At 59.7% G+C, this 25,448-nt stretch carries 24 protein-coding genes; 13 read left to right on the top strand and 11 right to left on the bottom strand.

Annotated features, from left to right (window positions below; genetic code table 11):
• The 3 genes from DKB71_RS01045 to DKB71_RS01035 are packed head-to-tail and all read left to right on the top strand — an operon-like array spanning window position 1 to window position 2,593.
• Complete coding sequence (locus tag DKB71_RS01045) at window positions 1–1,074, top strand: heme A synthase (RefSeq protein WP_274073837.1); 1,074 nt, start codon at window positions 1–3, stop codon at window positions 1,072–1,074.
• A complete protein-coding gene (gene cyoE / locus DKB71_RS01040; protein WP_323627828.1) occupies window positions 1,062–1,961 on the top strand; it encodes a heme o synthase in 900 nt (299 codons plus the stop codon). Before DKB71_RS01045 ends, cyoE begins: the two co-directional genes overlap by 13 nt.
• Entirely contained in the window at window positions 1,958–2,593 is a 636-nt protein-coding gene (locus DKB71_RS01035; RefSeq protein WP_408599401.1) for an SCO family protein, read from the top strand. Before cyoE ends, DKB71_RS01035 begins: the two co-directional genes overlap by 4 nt.
• A 191-nt stretch (window positions 2,594–2,784) precedes the next feature.
• Here DKB71_RS01035 and DKB71_RS01030 read toward each other — a convergent pair whose 3' ends face one another.
• From DKB71_RS01030 to DKB71_RS01015, 4 genes are all read right to left on the bottom strand, one after another.
• Complete coding sequence (locus DKB71_RS01030) at window positions 2,785–3,789, bottom strand: RHS repeat-associated core domain-containing protein (RefSeq protein ID WP_408599400.1); 1,005 nt, start codon at window positions 3,787–3,789, stop codon at window positions 2,785–2,787.
• Window positions 3,790–4,026: 237 nt separating this feature from the next.
• Window positions 4,027–4,800, bottom strand: coding sequence for a MetQ/NlpA family ABC transporter substrate-binding protein (locus tag DKB71_RS01025; RefSeq protein ID WP_274073834.1), 774 nt, complete (start codon window positions 4,798–4,800; stop codon window positions 4,027–4,029).
• Between the two features lie 89 nt (window positions 4,801–4,889).
• Window positions 4,890–5,564 carry a methionine ABC transporter permease gene (locus DKB71_RS01020; RefSeq protein ID WP_008027679.1) on the bottom strand — a complete coding sequence of 225 codons (675 nt, stop codon included), beginning with the start codon at window positions 5,562–5,564 and terminating at the stop codon, window positions 4,890–4,892.
• Entirely contained in the window at window positions 5,564–6,571 is a 1,008-nt protein-coding gene (locus DKB71_RS01015) for a methionine ABC transporter ATP-binding protein (RefSeq protein ID WP_274073833.1), read from the bottom strand. Before DKB71_RS01015 ends, DKB71_RS01020 begins: the two co-directional genes overlap by 1 nt.
• A gap of 209 nt (window positions 6,572–6,780) precedes the next feature.
• On the opposite strand from DKB71_RS01015, the gene katE reads away from it, so the two are divergent.
• Window positions 6,781–8,919 carry a catalase HPII gene (gene katE, locus DKB71_RS01010; RefSeq protein ID WP_408599399.1) on the top strand — a complete coding sequence of 713 codons (2,139 nt, stop codon included), beginning with the start codon at window positions 6,781–6,783 and terminating at the stop codon, window positions 8,917–8,919.
• Window positions 8,920–9,003: 84 nt separating this feature from the next.
• Here katE and DKB71_RS01005 read toward each other — a convergent pair whose 3' ends face one another.
• Genes DKB71_RS01005 through DKB71_RS00990 form a run of 4 tightly spaced genes read right to left on the bottom strand, consistent with a single transcriptional unit; the run spans window position 9,004 to window position 11,803 of the window.
• Window positions 9,004–9,717, bottom strand: coding sequence for a PA5502 family lipoprotein (locus DKB71_RS01005; RefSeq protein WP_408599398.1), 714 nt, complete (start codon window positions 9,715–9,717; stop codon window positions 9,004–9,006).
• A 37-nt stretch (window positions 9,718–9,754) separates the two neighbouring features.
• The gene (gene znuB / locus DKB71_RS01000) at window positions 9,755–10,543 is read right to left on the bottom strand and encodes a zinc ABC transporter permease subunit ZnuB (protein ID WP_274073831.1); all 789 of its coding nucleotides are present in this window, start codon (window positions 10,541–10,543) and stop codon (window positions 9,755–9,757) included.
• On the bottom strand, window positions 10,536–11,321 hold the full coding sequence (znuC, locus tag DKB71_RS00995) for a zinc ABC transporter ATP-binding protein ZnuC (RefSeq protein WP_274073830.1): 786 nt from the start codon (window positions 11,319–11,321) through the stop codon (window positions 10,536–10,538). Before znuC ends, znuB begins: the two co-directional genes overlap by 8 nt.
• On the bottom strand, window positions 11,321–11,803 hold the full coding sequence (locus DKB71_RS00990) for a Fur family transcriptional regulator (RefSeq protein ID WP_274073829.1): 483 nt from the start codon (window positions 11,801–11,803) through the stop codon (window positions 11,321–11,323). The genes znuC and DKB71_RS00990 overlap by 1 nt, the downstream gene beginning before the upstream one ends.
• Window positions 11,804–11,869: 66 nt before the next feature.
• On the opposite strand from DKB71_RS00990, the gene DKB71_RS00985 reads away from it, so the two are divergent.
• Window positions 11,870–12,790 (top strand): zinc ABC transporter substrate-binding protein, encoded by a 921-nt coding sequence (locus tag DKB71_RS00985; protein ID WP_408599397.1) that lies wholly within the window; start codon window positions 11,870–11,872, stop codon window positions 12,788–12,790.
• 108 nt (window positions 12,791–12,898) lie between these two features.
• Here DKB71_RS00985 and DKB71_RS00980 read toward each other — a convergent pair whose 3' ends face one another.
• Together DKB71_RS00980 and DKB71_RS00975 are read right to left on the bottom strand one after the other, a co-directional pair.
• Window positions 12,899–13,849 carry a homoserine kinase gene (locus DKB71_RS00980; RefSeq protein ID WP_406592372.1) on the bottom strand — a complete coding sequence of 317 codons (951 nt, stop codon included), beginning with the start codon at window positions 13,847–13,849 and terminating at the stop codon, window positions 12,899–12,901.
• Between the two features lie 59 nt (window positions 13,850–13,908).
• Window positions 13,909–14,199 carry a DUF2782 domain-containing protein gene (locus DKB71_RS00975; protein ID WP_046818667.1) on the bottom strand — a complete coding sequence of 97 codons (291 nt, stop codon included), beginning with the start codon at window positions 14,197–14,199 and terminating at the stop codon, window positions 13,909–13,911.
• Window positions 14,200–14,273: 74 nt separating this feature from the next.
• Here DKB71_RS00975 and polA point away from each other — a divergent pair, with 74 nt between their 5' ends.
• Entirely contained in the window at window positions 14,274–17,087 is a 2,814-nt protein-coding gene (polA, locus tag DKB71_RS00970; protein WP_408599396.1) for a DNA polymerase I, read from the top strand.
• Between the two features lie 336 nt (window positions 17,088–17,423).
• On the opposite strand, the gene yihA is transcribed toward polA, so the two are convergent.
• Window positions 17,424–18,068 (bottom strand): ribosome biogenesis GTP-binding protein YihA/YsxC, encoded by a 645-nt coding sequence (yihA, locus tag DKB71_RS00965; protein ID WP_046818665.1) that lies wholly within the window; start codon window positions 18,066–18,068, stop codon window positions 17,424–17,426.
• Between the two features lie 191 nt (window positions 18,069–18,259).
• Here yihA and DKB71_RS00960 point away from each other — a divergent pair, with 191 nt between their 5' ends.
• From DKB71_RS00960 to DKB71_RS00930, 7 genes are all read left to right on the top strand, one after another.
• Window positions 18,260–18,550, top strand: a complete 291-nt coding sequence (locus tag DKB71_RS00960) for a c-type cytochrome (RefSeq protein WP_408599395.1) — start codon at window positions 18,260–18,262, stop codon at window positions 18,548–18,550.
• A gap of 43 nt (window positions 18,551–18,593) precedes the next feature.
• Complete coding sequence (locus DKB71_RS00955) at window positions 18,594–19,223, top strand: cytochrome c (RefSeq protein WP_274073824.1); 630 nt, start codon at window positions 18,594–18,596, stop codon at window positions 19,221–19,223.
• Window positions 19,224–19,423: 200 nt separating this feature from the next.
• The gene (locus DKB71_RS00950) at window positions 19,424–20,065 is read left to right on the top strand and encodes a thiol:disulfide interchange protein DsbA/DsbL (RefSeq protein ID WP_408599394.1); all 642 of its coding nucleotides are present in this window, start codon (window positions 19,424–19,426) and stop codon (window positions 20,063–20,065) included.
• A gap of 14 nt (window positions 20,066–20,079) precedes the next feature.
• Window positions 20,080–20,955 (top strand): endonuclease/exonuclease/phosphatase family protein, encoded by an 876-nt coding sequence (locus DKB71_RS00945; protein WP_274073822.1) that lies wholly within the window; start codon window positions 20,080–20,082, stop codon window positions 20,953–20,955.
• Window positions 20,956–22,878: a diguanylate cyclase gene (locus DKB71_RS00940; RefSeq protein ID WP_408599393.1), complete on the top strand. Its 1,923-nt coding sequence runs from the start codon at window positions 20,956–20,958 to the stop codon at window positions 22,876–22,878.
• Window positions 22,879–22,979: 101 nt separating this feature from the next.
• The gene (locus DKB71_RS00935) at window positions 22,980–23,759 is read left to right on the top strand and encodes an N-acetylmuramoyl-L-alanine amidase (RefSeq protein WP_274073820.1); all 780 of its coding nucleotides are present in this window, start codon (window positions 22,980–22,982) and stop codon (window positions 23,757–23,759) included.
• Window positions 23,760–23,834: 75 nt separating this feature from the next.
• Window positions 23,835–25,448 (top strand): EAL domain-containing protein, encoded by a 1,614-nt coding sequence (locus DKB71_RS00930; RefSeq protein ID WP_274073819.1) that lies wholly within the window; start codon window positions 23,835–23,837, stop codon window positions 25,446–25,448.

Genomic DNA, 25,448 nt, shown 5'->3' with positions numbered 1-25,448 from the left:
ATGGCCAAGCCTGGATTTCGCCTCGCGTTGTTTGCCACCTTGCTGGCACTGATTGTGGTGTTGCTCGGGGCTTATACCCGCCTGACCCACGCAGGCCTGGGCTGCCCGGACTGGCCCGGCTGCTATGGCTTTATCAGCGTGCCGAAAAGCGAAGCGCAATTGGCCCATGCCGAATTGCATTTCCCGGACACGCCCGTCGAAGCCCATAAAGGCTGGAACGAGATGATCCACCGCTACTTCGCCGGCACGCTGGGGCTGCTGATCTCGGTGTTGGCCGGTCGGGCCTGGGTCCATCGCCGGCATCCGGGGCAACCGGTGAAGCTGCCGTTGTTCCTGCTGGCGGTGGTATTCGCCCAGGCGGCGTTCGGCATGTGGACGGTGACGCTCAAGCTCTGGCCGCAGGTGGTCACCGGGCATCTGCTGGGCGGCTTTGCGACCTTGAGCCTGTTGTTCCTGCTGACCTTGCGCCTGTCCGGCGTATTGCCGGCGCTAACGGTTCCGCGGCGCTTGCAGTACTGGGCGACTGCCGGGCTGTTGCTGGTGATCGGGCAAATCGCCCTCGGCGGTTGGGTGAGTTCCAACTACGCCGCTGTGGCCTGTATCGACTTTCCGACCTGCCATGGTCAATGGCTGCCGCCAGCCGACTTTGCCAATGGTTTTCACCTGACCCAACACATCGGCCCGAACTACCTCGGCGGGCAACTGGACAGCGACGCCCGCACCGCTATTCACCTGACTCACCGTATCGGCGCGCTGCTGGTCACGCTGGTGTTACTCGGCTTGGCATGGCAACTGAAAGTCGTCGGCATGACGCGGCTCGCCGGCCTGGTACTGATCGCCCTCGCCGCGCAAATCACCCTGGGAATCAGCAACGTGCTGTTTCATCTACCGCTGCCAGTGGCCGTCGCCCACAACGCCGGGGGCGCGGCGCTGCTGTTGACGATGGTGCTGGTCAACTATCACGCCCGGACCAGCCTGGTTCGGGTCAAGCAGCCGACTCGCTGGCGCTTCAGCCCGCGTAAACATTCAGCCGGGCCCATAACAATAAAAGGAGAGATGCCATGGCGATTCTGATCGGCGCGCGTCACAGCCAGGCGATCTGGCGTGACTATCTGGAGCTGACCAAACCGAAAGTGGTGGTGCTGATGCTCATCACTTCGCTGGTTGGGATGTTCCTCGCGACGCGCGCCGGAGTGCCGTGGACGGTGCTGGTGTTCGGTAACCTGGGCATTGCCTTGTGTGCGGGCGGTGCGGCGGCGGTCAACCATGTGGTGGACCGGCGGATCGATGCGGTCATGGCACGCACCCACAAGCGGCCGCTGGCTGAAGGCCGGGTGTCTCCGGCCGCCGCGCTGACCTTTGCCCTGGTGCTGGCGCTACTCGGCCAGGCCTTGTTGCTGGCCTTCACCAACCCACTGACAGCATGGCTGACACTCGCCTCCCTGCTCGGCTACGCGGTGGTCTACACCGGTTTCCTCAAGCGCGCGACGCCGCAGAACATCGTCATCGGAGGCCTGGCCGGTGCCGCCCCACCGCTGCTCGGCTGGACCGCCGCCACCGGACACGTCAGTGCCGAACCGCTGCTGCTGGTGCTGATCATCTTCGCCTGGACCCCGCCGCACTTCTGGGCGCTGGCCATCCATCGCAAGGAGGAATATGCCAAGGCCGACATCCCGATGCTGCCGGTGACCCACGGCGAGCATTACACCAAAATCCACATCCTGCTTTACACCTGCGCGCTGTTGGCCGTCAGCCTTATGCCCTACGTGATCCACATGAGCGGCCTGCTCTACCTGGTCTGCGCCATCGGCCTTGGCGCCAGATTCCTGCAATGGGCCGTGGTGCTGTACCGTGGCACTCGGCCGCACGCGGCGATCAACACCTTCAAGTACTCTATCTACTACTTGTTCCTGCTGTTCATCGCCCTGCTCGTTGACCACTACTTATTGTTGAATCTATGACCCGAACCCAGAAAACCATCTTCATCCTTGTCGCCCTGATCGCGCTGGTCCTGGGCCTCACCATCAATAAAGTGCTGTCCGGCAAAGGCCAGGGCGACCCGACGGCACTGATCGACGCCGGGATCATCCTGCTGCCGCAAAGCCGCAACCTGCCGAGCGTGACCATGACCGATCAGGACGGCAAGCCGGTGGCCGTCAACGAACTCAAAGGCAAGTGGTCGCTGCTGTTCTTCGGCTACACCTTCTGCCCGGACATCTGCCCCACCACCCTCGCCCAACTGCGCCAGATAAAAAGTGAACTGCCGCCCGAGGCGGTGGACAAGTTGCAGATCGTTTTGGTCAGCGTCGATCCCAACCGCGATACGCCCAAGCAGCTCAAGCAGTACCTGGGTTACTTCGATCCACAGTTTGTCGGCCTGACCCCGACTTCTATTGAAGACCTGCAGAAAGTGGCCAACGCCGTGAGCATTCCGTTCATTCCTGCCGATACCAGCAAGCCGAACTACACTGTCGACCACAGTGGCAATCTGGCGGTGATCGGGCCGGACGGGACGCAGCGCGGGTTTATCCGGGCGCCGTTGAACAATGTGAAACTGGTGGCGCAATTGCCGGTGATGCTTAAGCGCCAATAATCACTGCAGCGCTCCTACGGGTCGGTATTTCAGAAAAAATGAGGACTCATTCCTCGTCCTCATTTTTTTGCTTCATTTGATCAGAATGATGGCCCTACGTACTTATCTACAAACACAGATCTTTGGCTTACAGTCCAAAACGCATTCTCATCGAAGCTCTCTTGCGCCTATGCAAATAGATGAATCTCTAATTAATTTTTAGCCCAGCGTATCAATTTAACATCTTTCGCTATATTGCTCTCCTCTATATATTTTTTTGCCGAAAAAAGTGATTCAAAAGTTGGCTTGTAATGACCCGACTCATTACTTATTGATATCCCACCTCCATCACTCCTATACATATACCCAGCAGTAAAAACTTTATTGCTGCGCTCATTTGCGACTAAACTGCCATGGTGGACATGGTGCATTCCATGCCATTTTTGATCGTATTTATATAGCTTTCCGACAATCAACTTCTTATCCTTGGTGTAAACAAATTTCGCTCTATCGCCCGGCTGCAAATAATTAAGACCTTCCGCATCTTTTACATGGCTTATTACCGGCTCCGGCGCCAAGTGCTTAGTTTCCTTGAAATTATTATGGTATAAATCAACAGTTTTTTTGGGATGAAGAATTTTGAATGTTTTCACTCTGGGTTTTAAACCAAGCATTTTAAGCAGAGGAAAATGACCGCTATCATCGTAGCGATTTATTGGATCGCCCAAACAATATACGTATGAATTAAATCCGCCTCTGCCAAAAGGACTAAAACTGTCCGGACTGTTAAATCGCATCAATATTGGATTAAATGCCCGATAACCAATACCCAACAAATAGTATCCCGTAACCGAATCCACTCGCTCACCATTGAAACCCAACAAGCTCCGCAAATCGTCTACTACTGGTCGGTGTCCGTAGGGCGAGTAGCTGACGGCATTGGGGCGATTGGCCTTGTCTACCCGCAAGACCGAGCGCGCCTGATCTGTTGCTAACAGTGAGGATTCAATCACATGATCTTGTTGATCATGTTGAGCCAGTAGTTGATCGTCTTGTTGAAAGATCGTGCGCTGCACAGCACCTTGAATTTCCGTGGTTAAGCGTTTTTTACAGTAAAAGAGCCGAAGCCGAGCATCGTTTACCGGTGTCGTTCCTATGAGTCGGTCCAGCGGATCATAGTGGTAACGGCGTAGCACGTTTTGAGCCTTCGCATTCATGAGCAAAACCTCTAAAAGTCTTTGATCTAGAATTTCAGCTTCGAAGATCAGCGAATATCTGTCTACTAGTAGAACTGATAGGGTGGAAGGCCCACGCGCAACCTGTAGGAGCCCGGCTTGCCGGCGAAGGGGCCCGTGAGATCGCCTTCGCCGGCAAGCCGGGCTCCTACAAGGGCAGTGTTTCAGGGCGAAAAAGGGCGCATTCAATGCGCCCCTTTTTTTCGTCATAGCTACAAATCAGAACGCCGGCACGACCGCGCCTTTGTACTTCTCGAGGATGAAAGCCTTCACTTCCGGGCTGTGCAGGGCAGCGACCAGCTTCTTCATCGCTTCGCTGTCCTTGTCGTCCGGGCGGGCGACCAGGATGTTCACGTAAGGCGAGTCGCTGCCTTCGATGACCAGCGCGTCCTTGGACGGATCGAGCTTGGCTTCCAGCGCGTAGTTAGTGTTGATCAGCGCCAGGTCGACCTGGGTCAGTACACGCGGAATGGTCGCGGCTTCGAGCTCACGGAACTTCAGGTTCTTCGGGTTCTCGGTAATGTCCTTGACCGTCGACAAGATGTTGTTCGAGTCCTGCAACTTGATCACACCGGCCTTGGCCAGCAGCAGCAGCGCACGGCCGCCGTTGGTGGCGTCGTTCGGGATCACCACGGTGGCGGTGCTTGGCAGCTCTTCCAGAGTCTTGTACTTGCTGGAGTAAGCGCCCAGGGGTTCCAGGTGCACGCCGGCAACCGAAATCAGGTTAGTGCCCTTGGCCTTGTTGAATTCATCCAGGTACGGCTGGTGCTGGAAGAAGTTGGCGTCCAGGCGTTTTTCCGCGACCTGCACGTTCGGCTGGATGTAGTCGGTGAAGACCTTGACCTTGAGGTCGACGCCTTGCTGGGCCAGGGCCGGTTTGACGAACTCGAGGATTTCCGCGTGCGGAACCGGAGTCGCCGCGACAGTCAGGGTGTCGGCGGCATGGGCGGAAAAGGCTGCAACGGCAGCGAACGCGACGAGTAGTTTTTTCATTCAGCTAACTCCTTTTGGGTACCCGCTTGCGGCGCCCGTTTGGCGCCTGCCAGCGAATGGCCGGCTCATTGATCATTTACGAGAGCTTTTTATTTCCGGGAAAAATGCACAACCAGCTTGTCGCCTACGGTTTGCAGGACCTGCACCAGCACCAGCAGCAACACCACCGTGACCACCATCACGTCAGTCTGAAAACGCTGGTAACCGAAGCGGATCGCCAGGTCGCCCAGGCCACCGGCACCGACCACACCGGCCATTGCCGTGTAGGACACCAGTGTAATGGCTGTCACCGTAATCGCCGCGAAGATGCCCGGGCGGGCTTCGGGCAGCAAGGCATTGGTGATGATCTGCCGTGTCGTTGCGCCCATGGCCTGGGTCGCTTCGATGATGCCGCGATCCACTTCACGCAACGCGGTTTCCACCAGTCGCGCGAAGAACGGTGTGGCACCGACCACCAGCGGCGGGATTGCACCGGCGACGCCGAGGGAAGTCCCGGTGATCAACACGGTGAACGGAATCATCACGATCAGCAGGATGATGAACGGCAGCGAACGCAGAATGTTCACCACCAGGGACAACATCGCGTACACGCCCTTGGCTTCCAGCAACTGACGCGGGCTGCAGAGGAACAGCAGCACACCCAGGGGCAGGCCCAGCAACACGGTGAACAACAGCGAACCACCGAGCATCAGCAAGGTGTCGCCGGTGGCCAGCCAGATTTCGAACCAGTCGATATTGGCGAAGAAAGTTGTCAGGGCTTCCATTAGCGCAGCACCTCCATGTGGACGTCGGCCGCGGTGAAGCGGGCGAAGGCCGCTTCCATGTCACCGCCGGTCACGGCCAGGGTCAGTTGCCCGTAAGGGATGTCCTTGATGCGGTCGATACGACCGGCCAGGATGCTGTAGTCCACACCGGTTTCCCGAGCGACGGTACCCAGCAGCGGAGCGTAGGTCGCTTCGCCCTGGAAGGTCAGACGCACGATGCGGCCTGGCACGTGAGCGAAGTCGTCGCGCTGTTCGCCTTCGTCGATCTGCTCGTCTTCTTGCACGAAGCGCTTGGTCGTCGGGTGTTTTGGATGCAGGAACACCTCGGCCACCGTGCCTTGCTCGACGATCACGCCAGCATCCATCACCCCGACCTGGTCGCAGACCCGGCGAATCACGTCCATTTCATGGGTGATCAGCACGATAGTCAGCTTCAGCTCGCGATTGATTTCGGCCAGCAATTGCAGGACCGACGCCGTGGTTTGCGGGTCGAGGGCGCTGGTGGCTTCATCGCACAGCAGGATTTTCGGCTTGGTCGCCAGGGCGCGGGCAATGCCGACGCGCTGCTTCTGGCCGCCGGACAATTGCGCCGGGTACTTGTTGGCGTGGTCGGACAGACCGACCCTGGCCAGCAGCTCGGCGACACGCTGATTGATCTCGGCGCGGGACATTTCACCCGCCAGCGTCAGTGGCAGGGCCACGTTGTCGGCAACGGTCTTGGACGCCAGCAGGTTGAAGTGCTGGAAAATCATGCCGACCTGCTGACGGAAACGGCGCAGTCCGTTGGCGTCGAGCGCCGTGACTTCTTCGCCATCCACGATGATCTTGCCACCGCTGGAGTTTTCCAGGCGATTGATCAGACGCAGCAGGGTACTTTTTCCCGCACCGGAATGGCCGATCAGACCAAAAACCTGACCGTTCTCTATCGTCAGACTGGTCGGATGCAGGGCGGGGATATCCTTACCGGCGACGCGGTAGGTTTTATGGACGTTTTGAAACTCGATCACGTAGCGAACCTTGTGGGGCGCGTTGGAAAAGGATCAGCGGTTAGCCGGGCGCGCATTTTAGCCTGTCCGTATAGCAGTTCTTAGCATTTATTTCGCATTCGACCAGTCATTTGGCAATAACGCGATCAAAGGTCAGAAAAAAGGAACGGCGTAAAACCCCATCAGTCACTAATAAGGTCACTCGAAAAAAACCCGAGGAGTCTTGCCTGATGAGTACGAAGAAGCCTGCCGCCCCTAAAAGCGCACTGGCCGGGACCGATACCCCGGACCGCAGCAACACCAACGCCAAGCTCGATAGCCTGGAAACATTTCGCTCCGACGCCACCGGTCAGGCCTTGCGTACCAATCAAGGCGTGAAGGTGGCAGACAATCAGAACACCTTGAAAGCAGGCGCCCGTGGGCCGTCGCTGCTGGAAGATTTCATCATGCGTGAAAAGATCACGCATTTTGACCATGAGCGCATCCCGGAGCGCATCGTGCATGCCCGCGGCACCGGTGCCCATGGTTTCTTCCAGTCCTACGAGAATCACTCCGTACTGACCAAGGCCGGTTTCCTGCAAGATCCTGCAAAGAAAACGCCGGTGTTCGTGCGTTTTTCTACTGTGCAGGGGCCCCGTGGCTCAGGCGATACCGTGCGAGACGTACGCGGTTTCGCCGTGAAGTTCTTCACCGATGAAGGCAACTTCGATCTGGTGGGCAACAACATGCCGGTGTTTTTCATTCAGGACGCCATCAAGTTTCCCGACTTTGTCCATGCGGTAAAACCCGAGCCTCACAACGAAATCCCTACTGGCGGCTCGGCCCACGATACGTTCTGGGACTTTGTTTCGCTGCAACCTGAATCAGCCCATATGGTGATCTGGGCCATGTCCGACCGGGCCATCCCGAAAAGCCTGCGTAGCATGCAAGGCTTCGGCGTGCACACATTTCGCCTGATCAACGCCGAAGGAAAGTCGCGCTTCGTCAAATTCCACTGGCGCCCTGCCGCCGGGACCTGCTCGCTGGTGTGGGATGAGGCGCAGAAACTGGCGGGCAAGGACACCGACTATCACCGTCGCGATCTCTGGGAAGCCATCGAGATGGGCGACTACCCGGAATGGGAACTGGGCGTACAGGTCATCGAGGAGGAAAACGAACACGCCTTCGATTTCGACATCCTCGACCCCACCAAGCTGATTCCTGAAGAGCTCGTGCCTATCACGCCACTGGGGAAAATGACGCTCAACCGCAACCCGGACAACTTCTTCGCTGAAACCGAGCAGGTGGCTTTCTGCCCGGGGCATATCGTGCCCGGTATCGACTTCTCCAACGATCCGCTGCTGCAAGGTCGGCTGTTTTCCTACACCGACACGCAGATCAGCCGACTCGGTGGGCCGAACTTTCACGAAATCCCGATCAACCGTCCGGTAGCACCCTTCCACAACGGCCAGCGTGATGCGTTGCATCGCACCACCATCGACAAGGGGCGCGCGTCCTACGAACCGAACTCGATCGATGGCGGCTGGCCGAAAGAGACGCCCGCGGCCGCACAGGACGGCGGTTTCGAGAGTTACCAGGAGCGCATCGACGCCAACAAGATTCGTCAGCGCAGCGAGTCATTCGGCGACCACTTCTCCCAGGCCCGGCTGTTTTTCCACAGCATGAGCAAGCACGAGCAGGAGCACATCATTTCGGCGTACAGCTTTGAGCTGGGCAAGGTCGAACGGGAATTCATCCGCGCACGCGAGGTGAACGAGATCCTGGCCAACATCGATCTGGAACTGGCCAAGCGCGTGGCGCAAAACCTCGGCCTGCCAGCACCCAAAGCCGGAACGGTCGACGTACCGAAGATTTCGTTGGATCGTTCGCCAGCCCTGAGCCAGGCCAACTTGCTGCCGGGGGACATCAAGACCCGGAAAGTAGCGATTCTCGCGGCCAACGGCGTCGATGGCAATGCGGTCGATGCGATGAAAAAAGCCCTGGAAGCCGAAGGTGCACACGCCAAACTGCTCGGGCCCACCTCGGCGCCGGTCACCACTGCTGACGGCAAGATGCTGCCGGTGGATGCTTCGATGGAGGGCATGCCATCCATTGCGTTCGATGCGGTATTCGTGCCCGGAGGCGCGGCCTCGATCAAGGCGCTGAGCACCGACGGCGTGGCGTTGCATTATCTGCTTGAAGCCTACAAACACTTGAAGGCAATTGCCCTGCACGGCGAGGCGAAGCAACTGCTGGATGTGTTGAAACTGGAGGCTGATGCGGGATTGATCGTGGGCGCGGACGGCAAGTTGGCCAAGCCGTTTTTTGCGGCGATCGGCCAGCATCGGGTTTGGGATAGGGAGCCTAAGGCTAAAGCGATTCCGGCCTGACCCCTTCGCGAGCAAGCCCGCTCCCACATTGGATTCGTGACCGACACGGAACCAATGTGGGAGCGGGCTTGCTCGCGAAGCTTTTTACGGTTTGCGAGGGCTCAAGACCATCTGCGCCGGAACGCTGCGAATGATCTGCCGCTCCAGATTCAAATCAAACTGCGGATCGAGCTTTTTCACCCGTTTGGTTAGCAAGTTAGCCAACCATGGGTAATCATCGGTACGCGGCGCCTGAATGCTCACATCACACTGAAAATTCACCGCATCGGCGGCGATAGCGTCCAGTTGGCGACGTAGTTTGGCCATATCATTGATATTCAACGCAACCGTCGTGCTCTCCGCCGTCAGGTCGATGACCTTGGCTTTTGGCTGGGCTTCGGCGGCTTTCAGCGCTGCTTCGGCTTTTTCCAGTTCAGCCTTGCGGGCCTCGGCGATGGCGCCATTGACCCCGCCGGTCAGTGCCGGCGCCTTGGGCATCAGCACACGGGCTCGGCTCAGGGCGGTGGCGGCGGCGTTCACATCGCCTTTTTGCAACACGATCTGGCTGCGCAGCAGATAGGCTTCGGCCAGCTGACGCTGATATTGCTCAAGGGATTGATCGTTGGGTGAATCGGCCTGCAATGCCGCCAACTGACCCTCGGCCGTGGCCAGTTCGCTGCTGGCCAGACTTTGTTCCAGCTGTGCAATGGCCGTGGCCCGCGCATCCGGAACCTCGGGGGCCGGTGGCGTGCTTTGGCAGGCGCCCAGCAGCAAAGAAAATGCGACAAGGAGCAGATAACGGGAGGCGAACGACTTCATTCCTGCGACTCTCTATTTGCGCAAAAAACGAGCAAGTCTACACCCCTCGACGGGGCAGAACAAAACTCAGCAGAAACAGCGCGGCGGCTGTCACTACGATCGATGGGCCCGCCGGGGTGTCCTTGAACCAGGACATCGCCAATCCGCCACATACGGCGAGTACGCCCAGCAGGCTCGCACCCAGTGCCATTTGCTCCGGTGAGCGGGCGTGCCGTTGTGCCGCAGCCGCCGGAATGATCAACAACGACGTGATAAGCAACACGCCGACGATTTTCATCGCCACCGCAATCACCACGGCGATCAACAGCATCAGCGCCAGGCGCAAACCCGCCACCGGCAGCCCTTCGACCCTCGCCAACTCTTCGTGCACAGTGATTGCCAGCAATGGCCGCCACAACGTCACCAGCAACGCCAGCACCGCCGCGCTACCCCCGAGGATCCACGCCAGATCGGTCGGACTGATCGCCAGCAAGTCACCGAACAGATAGGCCATCAGGTCGATCCGCACTTCGTGCATGAAGCTTAGTACCACCAGGCCTAAAGAGAGGGTGCTGGGTGCGAGAATTCCCAAAAGCGTGTCGGAGGCCAGCGGCTGACGCTGCTGCAAGGTCACCAGCAACACCGCCAACAGCAAACAGCCGACGGTCACGGCCACGGTCGGGCTGACATCCAGTAGAAAACCCAGCGCCACGCCGAGCAATGCCGCGTGTGACAGGGTGTCGCCGAAATAGGCCATGCGCCGCCAGACCACGAAGGAACCCAAGGGGCCCGCCACAACCGCCAGGGCCAGACCTGCAAGCAGGGCGTAGAGCAGAAAATCAGCCATGCTTGCAGCTATCTCCATGAACATGGGTATGGCCCGAGGGGGGCGCCTTGACCACCGAGCCGTGCAAATCGTGGGCGTGGTCGTGATGGTGGTGATAAATCGCCAGGCTTTGTGCGTTTTTTCCGAATAGTTCGACGAAGGCCGGATCGCCGCTGACCTGCTCGGGGTGGCCGGAGCAGCAGACATGGCGATTCAGGCAAACCACCTGGTCCGTGGTGCTCATCACCAGGTGCAGATCGTGAGAAACCATCAACACGCCGCAGCCGTGACGGTCTCGCAGGCGGGTGATCAGGCTATAGAGTTCTGCCTGACCGGCCACGTCGACGCCTTGGACCGGTTCGTCGAGCACCAGCAATTGCGGCTCGCGCAACAAGGCCCGGGCCAACAGGACGCGCTGCATTTCACCGCCGGAAACACTTTGCACGGGGCTATCGATCACCTGTTCGGCGCCGACTTCCTTGAGCGCGGCCAAGGCCATCGCCCGGTCCACACCCGGCACCAGGCGCAGGAAGCGCAGGACCGAGAGCGGCAGGGTCGGATCGACATGCAGTTTTTGTGGCATGTAGCCCACCCGCAGTTTCGGCTTGCGCCAGACGCTGCCGCTGTCGGGTTTCAGCAGGCCGAGCACGGCACGCACCAGAGTGGTCTTGCCGGCGCCATTGGGGCCGATCAGAGTCACGATCTGCCCTGGTTCGACGCTCAATTCGATGTTATCCAGCACAGGTTGGCCGGCAAAGGTGACGGCAACCTGCTCGAGGCGGATCAACGCGTTACTCATCAGGCCCCCTGGCAACCCGAACAGAGACCGATCACTTCAACGGTCTGGCCTTCGACGACAAACCCGACGTCCCTGGCGCTGGCGATGATCGCGTCGCTGATGGATTTCTGTTCGAGTTCGATGGCAGCGTGGCATTCACGGCAGATCAGGAACTGGCCCTGGTGGGCGTGCGCCGGGTGATTGCAGCCAATGAAGGCATTGAGCGAGGAGATGCGGTGTACCAGACCGTTTTCCAAAAGGAAGTCCAGCGCGCGGTAGACCGTGGGGGGTGCAGCCCGGCGCCCGTCCTGCTCACTGAGGACCGCGAGAATGTCGTAGGCCCCCAGCGGTTTATGGCTTTGCCACACCAGTTCCAGCACCCGCCGACGCAACGCGGTCAGGCGCAAGCCCTTGCGTGCGCACAAGGCATCGGCCTCAGACAGAGCGCTGTGAACGCAATGAGAGTGGTCGTGGGGACGACTTGCAATCGGTGTTTTAGGCATGAGCGGCGACGAATTTTGTGAGAGACGTTATTATATTACCCGTTCTCGCCTCTTCGAGTGGTCATCGTGTCCCGACTTTTTTCCATCTTTGTCGCTTTTTTCGCAAGTTTCCTGCTGCTCGGTTCGGCGCAAGCCGAGGTCAAGGTCCTCACCAGCATCAAGCCGCTACAGCTGATCGCCGCTGCCGTACAGGACGGCGTGGCGATTCCGGAAGTCCTGCTGCCACCCGGCGCCTCGCCGCATAACTATGCCCTGCGCCCGTCCGACGTACGGAAGGTGCAATCGGTGGATCTGCTGTACTGGATCGGTCCGGACATGGAAGGTTTCATGCCGCGAGTGCTCAACGGTCGTACCTTGCCGAGCGTTGCCGTGCAGGACCTTCCTGGCCTGAAACTGCGACATTTCGCCGAGGACAACCACTCCCATGCCGAAGAAGCCGACGAACATGACCACGACCATCGCCCAGGTACTCTGGATGCGCATTTGTGGTTATCGCCGGTCAACGCCCGGGTCATCGCGGCGAAAATGGCTGCGGATCTGAGTGCCGCCGATTCCGCCAACGCGGCGCGTTACCAGAGCAACCTCAAGGCCTTTGATGAGCGCCTGGACGCGTTGGATGCACGCTTGAAGCAACGTCTGGCGGGTGTTGAAGGCAAACCTTACTTCGTATTCCACGAGGCTTTCGACTACTTCGAAGACGCCTACGGCCTCAAGCACGCCGGCGTGTTCAGTGTCGCGGCCGAAGTGCAGCCCGGCGCCCAGCACGTCGCGGCGATGCGCGCGCGGTTGCAGGAAGTCGGCAAGACCTGCGTCTTCAGCGAACCGCCGCTGCGCCCACGCCTGGCGGAAACCCTGGTGGCGGGCCTGCCGGTGAAACTGGCGGAACTGGATGCGCTGGGCGGGTATACGCCGGCGACTGCCCAGGGGTATGAGCAGGTGCTGGAGAAGTTGGGGAATGATTTGGCGGGATGCCTGGAGTCGTTGTAATTCGAAAACTGCGTCGCCCCATTCGCGAGCAAGCCCGCTCCCACATTGGACCGAGTGCTTCCAGATGGAACGCGGCCCTATGTGGGAGCGGGCTTGCTCGCGAAGCTTTTAAAGGGCGAACGGCAACGGTGTATTGACCTTCTGCCGCTGCGCCAACCGCAGCTCGAACTCCATCGGATCGTGGATCAACACGTCCTGCCCGGCAAAAGACTCCGCCGCGATCAAGCGCGACAACCAGAAGCGTACGCACGCCACCCGCAGCATGGTCGGCCACAACTCGGCTTCGGCCGCGGTGAAAGGACGCAATGCGGCGTAAGCACCCAGCAACGCCCGCGCCCGTGGCCCGTCGATCAGGCCGTCATCGTCGGAGCACCAGTCGTTCAAGGCAATCGCCACGTCGTAGAGCATCGGCCCCGAGCAGGCGTTGTAGAAATCGATCAGCCCGGTCAGGTGTGTGCCTTCGAACATCGCGTTATCGCGGAACAGGTCGGCGTGGATGTTGGCCCGTGGCAATGCGAGGATTTTCTCTTTCTGCTCGGTGATTTCTTCCAGTGCCCGTTGCAACAGATCTTTCTGCTGCGGTTTGAGGTGCGAAAGAAACTGCGTGCCTTCTTCCAGCATCCAGTCCAGGCCACGATCGGTCTTGCGCTTGATCATGTTGGCCTGGGTCGCCAGGTGCAGGTGCGCCAGCAGCTCACCCACCTGGGCGCAATGCTGCGCGTTGGCTTGCTTGATGTGCTTGCCGGCCAGGCGCGGTTGCAACAGCGCCGGCTTGCCGGCCAGTTCACGCAGGGCCACGCCGTCGGTGGTACGCAGGGCGTAAGGCACTGGCAGGTCGGCCTGGTGCAGCACGTCGAGCAATTCGATGAAGAATGGCATCTCTTGCACCGGGCCACGCTCGATCAGGGTCAGGACGAATTCGCCCTGCTCCAGGCTGATAAAGAAATTGGTGTTTTCGCTACCGGCGGCAATCCCCTGGAAATCAAGCAGGCGGCCGAGGCCATAAGGGGCGAGAAAAGCTTCCAGCTCGGGCCGAGCCAGGGGGGTAAACACAGACATGGTTAAAACTGCCAGTACGAGGCGTTGCTCTTGAGCCAACGCCGGTTGAAATTAAGAAACTACTTCCACTCGAAGATCTTCCACGACGGTATCAGCATATCCGGCTGATCCGAGCGGATGAAGTTTGCATCGGTCCCGTCTGCGCGCACCAGGAAATAAGGCGGTGCGCCCTTGGGCGTGACCTTGATCGCATACAGGAAACCGTTCTGGCGGTATTCCTGGATGACCTTGTCGCCTTCCGTGCGGATCGTAACTTCCGGCTCAGGTGTCGGCGCATCGTCCGCCGCCATGACGGCCAACGGTGTGATTGCAAACAAGCCAGCCAGCAACAGGCGATTTAGTGTGCGCATGATAACCTTGTCCCTTTGTCGTCAACGGTCCCGCTATTCTAGCGCCGGACCCGCCGAAAAGGTTGATCCTGCTCATGAGCCAAGCCCCCCTCGTCCTGGTGGACGGTTCTTCTTACCTGTACCGCGCCTTTCACGCGCTGCCACCGCTGACCACGTCCAAAGGCCTGCCGACCGGCGCCGTCAAGGGCGTGTTGAACATGCTCAAGAGTCTGCGCAAGCAGTACCCGGACAGTCCCTTCGCCGTGGTGTTCGACGCCAAGGGTGGGACGTTTCGCGATGACATGTACGCCGAATACAAGGCCAACCGGCCGAGCATGCCCGACGACATGCGCGTGCAGATCGAGCCCCTGCATCAAAGCGTGATCGCCCTGGGCTTCCCGCTGTTGTGCGTCGAAGGCGTCGAGGCCGATGACGTGATCGGCACGCTGGCCCGCAGCAGCGCGGCGGCCGATCGCCCGGTGGTCATCTCCACCGGCGACAAGGACATGGCGCAACTGGTCGACGGCCACATTACCTTGGTCAATACCATGACCGGTAGCAGCATGGACGTAGAGGGCGTGAAGGAGAAATTCGGCGTCGCTCCCGAGCAGATCATCGACTATCTGGCACTCATGGGCGATTCTTCCGACAACATTCCGGGCGTTCCCGGCATAGGTCCAAAAACCGCTTCCGGCCTGCTGGTGGGCGTGAATGGCGGCCTGACCGAGCTCTACGCGCAGCTCGACATCGTCCCGACCCTGCCGATCCGTGGTGCCAAGACCCTGCCGGCCAAGCTCGAAGAGCACAAGGAGATGGCCTTCCTCTCCTATCAACTGGCGACCATCAAGGTCGATGTACCGTTGGACATCGGTCTCGATGACCTGCAGATGGGCGCGGAAGATCCGGCCAAACTCTACGAGCTCTACACCCTGCTGGAATTCAAGAGCTGGCTGAACGATCTTGATCGGGACGCCAAACGTCTTGAACTGAGCAGTGCTGCCGCCGAGCCTGCGCCGGCTGCAGATCTGTTCAGCGCATCCGAGGCCGAGGTCGAGACACCGGCCGCCGCCCCTGAGACCGCTTATGAAACCATCCTTGATCAGGCCCGTTTCGACGTCTGGCTGGAAAAACTCAACAGCGCCAAGCTGTTCGCCTTCGACACCGAAACCACCGGCATCGATGCGCAACAGGCGCAGCTGGTAGGCCTGTCGTTCGCCGTGCAGGCCAACGAAGCCGCCTACATTCCGCTGACCCATTCCTACATCGGCGTGCCAGTACAACTGGACCGCGACACTGTGCTGCGCGCCCTCAAGCCGATTCTGGAAGACCCGAACAAGCTCAAGGTCGGCCAGCACGCCAAGTTCGACATGAACATCCTGGCCAACTGCGCCATCGGCGGCGATCAGGCCAACGGCATCACCGTGCGCGGCATTGCCTTCGATACCATGCTTGAGTCCTACGTGCTCAACTCCACGGCCACTCGCCACGACATGGACAGCCTGGCGTTGAAATACCTGGATCACGCCACGGTGAGTTTCCAGGACATTGCCGGCAAAGGCGCCAAGCAGCTGACGTTCGACCAGATTGCCCTCGAGCAGGCCGGCCCGTACGCCGCCGAGGACGCCGATATCACCCTGCGCCTGCATCAGGCGCTGTTCGAGAAGCTCAACGCCATTCCGAGCCTGGCCAGCGTCCTGACCGACATCGAAATCCCGTTGGTGCCGGTACTGGCGCGTATCGAACGCCAGGGCGCGTTCGTGGATGCCGCGCTGCTCGGCGTGCAAAGCATCGAACTGGGCGACAAGATGGTGGCGCTGGAGCGTGAAGCCTTCGAGATCGCCGGTGAGGAATTCAACCTGGGTTCGCCCAAGCAACTCGGCGTCATCCTCTACGAGAAGCTCGGCCTGCCCGTGCTGAAGAAGACCGCCAAGGGTCAGCCGTCCACCGCCGAAGAAGTGCTGGCCAAACTGGCCGAGGACGACTACCGGCTGCCGAAAGTGCTCATGGAATACCGTTCCATGAGCAAGCTCAAGAGCACCTACACCGACCGTCTACCGGAACAGATCAATCCGCGTACCGGCCGCATTCACACTTCATATCACCAGGCCGTTGCATCCACCGGGCGCTTGTCCTCCAGCGATCCGAACCTGCAGAACATCCCGGTGCGCACGGCTGAAGGGCGGCGCATCCGCCAGGCCTTCGTCGCCCCGACCGGCTACAAGCTGCTGGCTGCCGACTATTCGCAGATCGAACTGCGGATCATGGCGCACCTGTCCCGCGATGAAGGCCTGATGAATGCCTTCCGTCACAACCTGGACGTGCACACCGCAACCGCCGCCGAAGTGTTCAAGGTCGAACTCACTGACGTGACTTCCGACCAGCGTCGCAGCGCCAAGGCGATCAACTTCGGCCTGATCTACGGCATGGGCGCGCAGAAACTCGGCAAGGACATCGGTGTCGATACCAAGACGGCCAAGGCCTATATCGATACCTACTTCGCCCGTTACCCCGGGGTTCGCGAGTACATGGACCGCACCCGCGCCCAGGCCGCGGATCAAGGCTATGTGGAAACCTTCTTCGGGCGCCGGCTGTACCTGCCGGAGATCAATTCGAACAAGCCGCAGGAGCGTGCAGCCGCCGAACGCACGGCCATCAACGCACCGATGCAAGGTACGGCGGCCGACATCATCAAGAAAGCCATGGTCGCTGTGGATAACTGGCTGACCAGTTCCGGCCTCGACGCCAAGGTCATCCTGCAGGTGCACGATGAATTGGTGCTGGAGGTGCGTGAAGATCTGGTCGAGCAGGTCAGCGAAGAGATTCGCCTGCACATGAGCGGCGCGGCGAAACTGGATGTGCCATTGCTGGTCGAGGTCGGGGTGGGCAATAACTGGGATGAGGCGCACTGAGTCGCCGATGCTGCTGCGGCATGATGCCGCGGCAGACTGCGCAAACGCTGCTTAGTCCAAAAGGCGCTTGGGGTTATTCCAAAGCGCGCGAAAAAAAATTGAACTAATTCTGCTTCCAGCCACTCAGATTTACTGAATGGCTGGTGAAGCCCTTCGATGCTCCTATGTTGTGTTAAGTGTTGGCAGATATCTGGACCCCGCCCTAGCGGTCTAGAACTTGAACCCCGGAACTTCCCCCTCCCCATTGAAGTCCGGGGTTTTTTTTGCCTGTAGAAAACTGCCTGCTGCGATCAAGCCGCACTGGCCTGACCGCACTTCAGACTATTTTTTACACACTTATCCGGTGACTTCTTCGGCGCCCTTGTCCGCCAGTTCCATCCAGCCTGCCAATACAGTGTAGGCGTCTTCCAGGCCCATGCGTTTGGGCGCCGAAAACAACTGGATCGTCACGGCATCGCCCCAACCCTTGCGGATTTCCGACTGCACCTTGAGCAGCGTGTTCTTGGCCGCGCCGTAGGTCAGCTTGTCCGCCTTGGTCAGCAGGATGTGCATCGGCATGCCGGCGGCAACGGCCCAATCGAGCATCAGCAGGTCGAAGTCGGTCATCGGGTGACGGATGTCCATCATCAGGATCAGACCCTTCAAACTCTCGCGACCACCCAGGTAGGCCTCGAGGTGACGCTGCCAGTGTTGCTTGAGCGGGATCGGTACTTTTGCATAACCGTAGCCCGGCAGGTCGACCAGACGGCGTTCATCGTCTAGCTTGAAGAAGTTCAAGAGTTGCGTGCGCCCCGGGGTTTTCGAGGTGCGCGCCAGGCTGGCATGCGTCAGGGTGTTCAGGGCACTGGACTTGCCGGCGTTGGAACGCCCGGCGAAGGCGACTTCAAAGCCTTCGTCATCCGGACATTGGTCGACTTTGGCGGCGCTGAGCATGAAGGTGGACTGTTGGCACAGACCGAGGATGGGATTCTTGAGTTGCATGGGATTTCCGATGTGGGCGGCGCCAGGAATAGGTGCGGCAAGCAGTGTCGCTTCCGTTTCAGTGACGCCAGTATATAATGCCGCAGATTTTGTGTGCGCTTTGTCCCGACGCAGGATGAAGTTCACGAGAGCGACAGACCTTGATTGCGCACTAGAACGCAGATCGCTCTCAACCCTGAAAAGGTCGTTTTATGACGAAATGGCTGCTAGCTGCCGTAATCCTGATGCCGCTTTACAGCGCGCAGGCTACACAGGATCCGGAAGCTGTGTACAACCGTGTTTGTGGTGCCTGTCATTCCGGCCAACTACCCATGGCGCCCCGCAAGGGCGATCAGGAAGCTTGGACGCCGAGGTTGGCGAAAGGTATGGAGACGCTGGTGCAACACGTGACCCAGGGTTTCAAGGCGATGCCGCCGCGTGGTTTGTGCATGGACTGCAGTGCCGAGGATTACCAAGCCATCATCCACTGGATGAGCGAGTAAACCCGGTCCATAACTTAACCCTTAGCCGTAGTTGGATTAGCTGATGAACAAATTGATCGTGAGTCTGCTGTTGACCGTGGGGATCTCCGGCATTGCCCATGCTGCAGGTGAGCCAGTCAAACCTGGTGACGCCGCCGCAGGCCAGGCAAAAGCCGCCGTATGTGGTGCCTGTCATGGCCCGGATGGCAACAGCATGGCGCCTAACTTTCCGAAACTGGCAGGCCAGGGCGAACGCTACCTGACCAAGCAGTTGCACGACATCAAGTCGGGCAAGCGCACCGTTCTGGAAATGACTGGCCTGCTGACCAACCTGAGCGACCAGGACCTGGCGGACATCGCGGCCTACTTCGCCAGCCAGAAGGGCAGCGTCGGCGCCGCCGACCCGAAAGTCGTGTCACGCGGTGAAGCACTGTTCCGCGGCGGTGATCTGGCCAAGGGCTTGCCATCGTGCACCGGCTGCCACTCGCCAAACGGCGCGGGCAACGCAGCCGCCGGCTTCCCGCACCTGGGCGGTCAACACGCTCAATATATCGCCAAGCAGCTCACTGACTTCCGCAAGGAAGAAGGTGGCCGCAATAACGACGGCGATACCAAACCGATGCAGAGCATTGCCAAAAAGCTGAGCGACGAAGACATCGCGGCAGTGTCCAGCTACATCCAGGGCCTGCACTAAGACCGGTGAATCGGGCGTTGATCGGGATCTTCAACTCCTGCAACGTTAACGCTCCATTAATCCGTCGCAGCAAGTATAAAAAGGGTGGCCTTGGCCGCCCTTTTTTGTGGCCGCTGCCGTTACACTACAGAACTCAGGCCCGCCATGACCTGTCTTAATCCAGGTCCCGCGAGGCGATAAAATTTGTCCAGGAGTAAAGCATGCGTAATCTGATCATCAGCGCCGTTTTTGCCGCTGCCAGCCTGCTCGGCATGACTGCCCAAGCCGCTGAAGCCCCCGCCGCACCTTACGTCGAGCTGAGCAATCCGGTGCCGGTCGCCGTGCCTGGCAAGATCGAAGTGGTGGAGCTGTTCTGGTACGGTTGCCCGCACTGCTACAAATTTGAACCGGTGATCAATCCCTGGGTGGAAAAACTTCCATCCGACGTGAATTTCAAGCGTATCCCGGCAATGTTCGGCGGCCCTTGGGATGCTCACGGTCAAATGTTCCTGACCCTCGAATCCATGGGTGTCGAGCATAAGGTTCATGCTGCGGTGTTCAAGGCGATTCAGGAAGAACACAAAAAATTGACTACCCCGGATGAGATGGCCAAATTCCTGGTCACCCAAGGCGTAGACAAGGATAAATTCCTCGCCACCTTCAATTCCTTTGCCATCAAGGGCCAGGTCGTTCAAGCCCGTGAACTTGCCAAGAAATATGAAATCACCGGCGTACCAACCATGATCGTCAATGGTAAGTACCGTTTTGACATCGGCTCTGCCGGCGGTGCCGAACAAGCCCTGCAACTGGCCGATAAACTGGTCGACCAAGAGCGAGCGGCTAACAAGGCTGCCGCCAACTAAGCGAGGCGCCTGCCATGCGCCGCTGGGGAACCGAACGGGTCGTTGGCCTGCATGATCCGCAGGTCAACGAGCATCACCTGGAATCGACGGGCCTGCCCGCAGATAGCCGTCTGCGCTTGCTCAGCTTCAATATCCAGGTCGGTATCAGCACCGAGCGGTATCGGCATTACCTGACCCGGGGCTGGCAACATCTGTTGCCGCATACCGGGCGTGCGGACAATCTGCAAAAAATCGGCAATCTGCTGGGCGACTTCGATCTGGTCGCCCTGCAGGAAGCCGATGGCGGCAGCCTGCGCTCAGGCTACGTCAATCAAGTCGAACACCTGGCCCAGCTCGGTGCCTTCCCCTACTGGTATCAACAGCTCAATCGCAATCTCGGTCGCCTGGGCCAGCACAGCAACGGTGTGCTCAGTCGCCTGCGTCCGTGGGCGATCGAGGACCATCCACTGCCGGGGCCAAAAGGTCGCGGGGCGATTCTGGTGCGCTTCGGCGAAGGTCCGGAAGCACTGGTGGTGGTCATGATGCACCTGGCACTTGGCGCTCGTACCCGCAGCCTGCAACTGGCTTACATCCGCGAGCTGATCGGTGGCTACAAGCACCAGGTATTGATGGGTGACATGAACACCCACGCCAGTGACCTGCTGCAAAACTCTCCATTGCGCGACCTCGGCCTACTGGCCCCGCAACTGGATGCGACATTCCCCAGCTGGCGCCCGCAGCGCTGCCTGGACCATATTCTGCTGAGCCCGAGCCTGACCCTGGAAAAGGTCGAGGTGCTGGCGCAACCCATTTCCGATCACCTGCCGGTCGCGGTAGAGATTCGTCTGCCGGGTTCGCTCACGGCCGATGCATTGCCCGCGTTGAGTCCTGCCCCCCCGCGGAACCCATGAATGAGCGAAGAAGCACAGCGCTGGAAAGAGAAGTACCTGCAAAGCATCGAACAACAGGAAAAGCTCGAACGTCGCTGGGACGCCCGGCTCGACCTGCTGCGCCGGGGCCTGGTGCGCAGCACGCTGGCAGCGGAAGGCACCGACCGCGTCGTTGACCAATGCATGAAGGAGATGCGCGAAGTCGTGCGCACCGACGACATGGACGCCGGTCTTGCCGCCCTGCTGCCTCGCCTGGAAAAAGCCGTACTCGACTCCGAGCAGCGCCGGGAAACCCGGATCAACCAGACCAGCGCCGCCCTCAACGCCCTGGTCACGCAGCTGCAGACATTGCCTCTGCCCCGGGAAGTGAGCCGCCCCCTCAAGCACTTCGCCAAGCAACTGGATAGCCGTGTCAGCCAGGCGCGTGAGATCCCGTTGCTGCTCGGCGAACTGAGCGGGCTGCAAGGCAAGGCCCTGAGCCAACTGGAGAGCCCGGCGGAACCCGAACGCCCTGGCCTGTTGCAGCGGCTGTTCGGTCAACGTGAAGCCGAAGAAGCCATACCCGCGCAACAGGCACTTTACGCGCACACGGGCGAAAACGTTTTGGCGCCTGTGGTCGCGCGCCCGCCAGTCATTGCTGACACCGCGTCGCAGGCGACTCCGGACATTCCGGCTGCAACCCAGCCTGAAGCTGTTGCGCCAACCCTTGAGGCGCAGCAAGCGCCTGTCAAACCCGTACCTCAGACTGAACAGGCACTCAATCCCGACGAATTGAGCCCGGCGATATTGCTCGACACCCTGCCGCTGCCCGCGCCCATGGCCCAGGCCCTGGCAGCCATCGATCCGCAGCAGCCCGAGCAAGACATGCTCTACGCCCTGCCCGACTCGCCCGAACCGTCCTACAGTTCTGTAGCCAAACACATCGAAGACACCCTGTTGGGCTTGCTCGACGACCTGACGCTACCCGAGCGTCATCGTCCACAAGCCGAATCGATGCGTGAACGTTTGAAAAATGGCTTGAACTGGTACGAGTTGCTACCGATTCTCGACGATCTGGCGACGTTGATGCTGGCCATCTCCGACAGTGGCCAACACGAATTCGAAGCGTATCTGCAGCAGCTCAATGAACGCCTGGAATCGTTCCAGAGCAACCTGCAGGCCGCCAGCGCCGGCCATGCCGACAGCCGATCCGCCGCCCATGCGATGGACACGCAGATTCGCGAACAGGTCGACGGCTTACAGAGCAGCGTGCAGGAAGCGGCCGACCTGGATGATCTCAAGCACGTCCTGGAGAACCATCTTGAAGGCTTGCTCGGCACCATGGACCAGCACCGCCAGCAGCGCGACGAGCGCGAGCAGGAGGTAGCAGCCCGCCTGCACAGCCTGGCCGAACGGGTTGCGCACATGGAACAGGAAGCCCAGGGCTTTCGCGAGCACCTCGAAGAGCAACGCCAGAAAGCCCTGATCGACCCGCTGACCGGCCTGCCCAACCGCGCGGCCTGGAGCGAACGCCTGGAGCATGAGATCGGCCAATGGCAGCAGCACGGCAACACGCTGATGCTGGCCATGCTCGACCTTGATCATTTCAAGCGCATCAATGATAACTACGGGCACCTGGCGGGCGACAAAGTGCTGAAAATCATTGCCAGTGTGCTGCGCAAACGCCTGCGCGGAACGGATTTCATTGCGCGCTTTGGCGGCGAGGAGTTTGTCCTGTTGATGCCGTCCACAGTTCCGGCGAACGGCCTGAAACTCCTGGAAACACTGCGCGCCGCTATCGAAGCTTGCCCTTTTCACTTCAGGGGTGAACCGGTAACGATAACCCTCTCCATCGGCCTGGCGGCATTCAAACCCGGTGAGCATAGCGATCTGGTGCTCAAAAGAGCCGATCAGGCGCTATACCGCGCCAAAAATGCCGGGCGAAACCGGGTGGAGTTGGGCTGAAGGCTTTTGCCCCATTTTGTTCAAATCGTTGCGATCGGCCAACACGCACAAGGCAGTACGTTACACTGTTGCATTACTGTCTTTCGCGCGTTGGCTTTCCCATGAAATATCTTGCTCTCATCGTGTCGCTGATCCTGTTGGCTGGTTGCGCCAGCGGCCCCCGATACGACACCAGCCACGCTTCGGCCAACCACGACAGTCGCATTCAGTTCGTCGTGCTCCATTACACCTCCGCATCGCTGGAGCGCTCGCTGCAACTGCTGACCCACGGCGAAGTCAGCAGCCACTACCTTGTCGGCGACGACAAGAACGCGACCATCTACAAGCTGATGGATGAAAATCTGCGGTCCTGGCACGCCGGGGAAAGCCAGTGGCAAGGCCGGACCTGGATGAACTCCAGTTCCATCGGTATCGAAATCGTCAATCCAGGCTTCAAGGACACCCCGACCGGGCGCCTGTGGTACCCCTACACTGAAGCGCAGGTCCAGTCCCTGGTCGTCCTGCTCAAGGACATCAGCCAGCGCTACGCGATCAGCCCGCGCAACATCGTCGGACATAGCGACATCGCCCCCCTGCGCAAGCTTGATCCAGGCCCACTGTTCCCCTGGAAGCGTCTGGCTGAGCAAGGGATCGGCATTTGGCCGAACGAGCAAGCCGTAGCGCGCCAGCAAAGCCGCTTCGAAACACAGCTGCCGAGCATCAGCTGGTTCCAGTCACAACTGGCCCGCGTCGGTTACGACACGCCGCAAACCGGCGAACTGGATGTCGCTACCCGCCATGTGCTGGCGGCCTTCCAGATGCATTTTCGACCGTCGCGCTATGACGGTACGCCGGACGCACAAACAGCTGCGATGCTTCAGGTATTAATTCAGACAAAATAATGACGATCGCCCGACGGTCAGCGCGTTTCTCAAATAGCAGCTATAACTCATTGGTAATTCGTCGGATATTCCATAATGACTGCTGCTCGAGAGACACTCAGAAGTTGGTTCTATCGCCCCTGGTTTCTGGCGATGCTGGCTGCTGTCTTGAGCGCTACCCTGATGATGGCCGGCAGTTACTTCGTTGCCATTCACCAGGTTGAGCAAAACGAAAGCTGGGAAATGAACGCCCAGGGCGAACGCTTTCTCGCCCGGCTCGAGCAACTATTCGGGCAGTTGCGCGAAAGCCTCGATGACCTGGAAGCCCAGCCACTGCGCAGCTGCGACGACGACATGATCGCGACCCTGCAGCAGGTCAGCTTCAATTATCGCTTCGTCTATGAGGCGGCCTACATGGACGACTCGCGAATCTGCTCCAACCGTCCGCGCCAGGAAGGCCTGTCACTGTTACGCCCACCGGACATCAAAGGCCCCACCTACACTTACTGGTTGAACACCACTACCGAGCCGGATGAAAACCGTGCCGCGCTGATGCTCGGACGCGGCAACTTCCGGGTCGCGACCTCCCGCGGCCATTTGACCGACATGGTCGACCTGTCGCCGGGCAGCAGCCTGCTGGTGGTACTGGATCATGGCACCCGGGCCATTCCGGTGCTGGGCGTCGCGCAAGCCTGGCCACCGACTGGCCATTGGCCGCCGGAAGCCCGCGATGCGCTGCAGGTCACCCAGAACAGGCTGATTTACCGCATGCCCACCGATAACCCGGAATACCAGCTGGTGCTGATCAGCCCGCGCAGCGGCACCCATATACCGCCTGTGTGGTGGTGGCTGCTGCCCGCCTGCGTGCTATTGGCCCTGTGCGTGGGTTTCCTGGTGTTCTTGCTGGTGCGCCAACGCCAGTCCCTGGACGCTGAACTGACGGGCGCCATTCGTCGAGGCGAGTTGCAGGTACTGTATCAACCGATCTTCGACCTCGACAGCCGCAACTGCGTCGGGGCCGAGGCCTTGCTGCGCTGGCGCAGGCCGGACGGCACCCTGACCAGTCCCGACCTGTTCATTCCGATGGCCGAGAACACCGGGCAGATTCGCCAGATGACCGACTTTGTCCTGCAACGCCTGCTCGAGCAGCTGGGGCAACTGCTGCGGGCCAATCCGCAGTTGTATATCTCGGTCAACCTGGCGGCCTGCGACGTCATGGTCCCGCGGATCGGCCAGGTGATGGCCCGCCTGTTGACCCTGCACCGGGTCGCGGCCAAGCAAATTGCCTTCGAGGTCACCGAACGCGGATTGATCGACGTGGTGGTGGCCCGGGAAAACCTGCAAGCCTTGCGCGATGTCGGGCATCAGGTACTGATCGATGACTTTGGCACCGGTTATTGCAGCCTCGCCTACCTGCAAACCCTGCCAGTGGATTGTCTCAAGATCGACAAGGCGTTCATCGATGCCCTGGGCCATGACGCGGCGAGCAGCGGTGTCGCCCCGCATATCATTCACATGGCTCAGTCACTGCACTTGAAGGTGATTGCCGAAGGCATCGAGCATGAAGCCCAGGCGGCGCTCCTGAGCAGTGAGGGGGTGAAGTTCGGCCAGGGCTGGCTGTTCGCTCACGCGCTGAGTGCAGTGCAGTTCATCGAGCTGATAACCCGAGGCCGTCGACTGGCTGGCCGACGCCTGGATGACGAAGCGTAA

The sequence above is a fragment of the Pseudomonas sp. PLMAX genome (assembly GCF_046042685.1).
GTDB classification, from domain to species: Bacteria; Pseudomonadota; Gammaproteobacteria; order Pseudomonadales; family Pseudomonadaceae; genus Aquipseudomonas; species Aquipseudomonas putida_AE.
The sequence above is the reverse complement of the archived record's forward strand: the minus strand, read 5'-3'. Positions and strand labels throughout refer to the sequence as shown.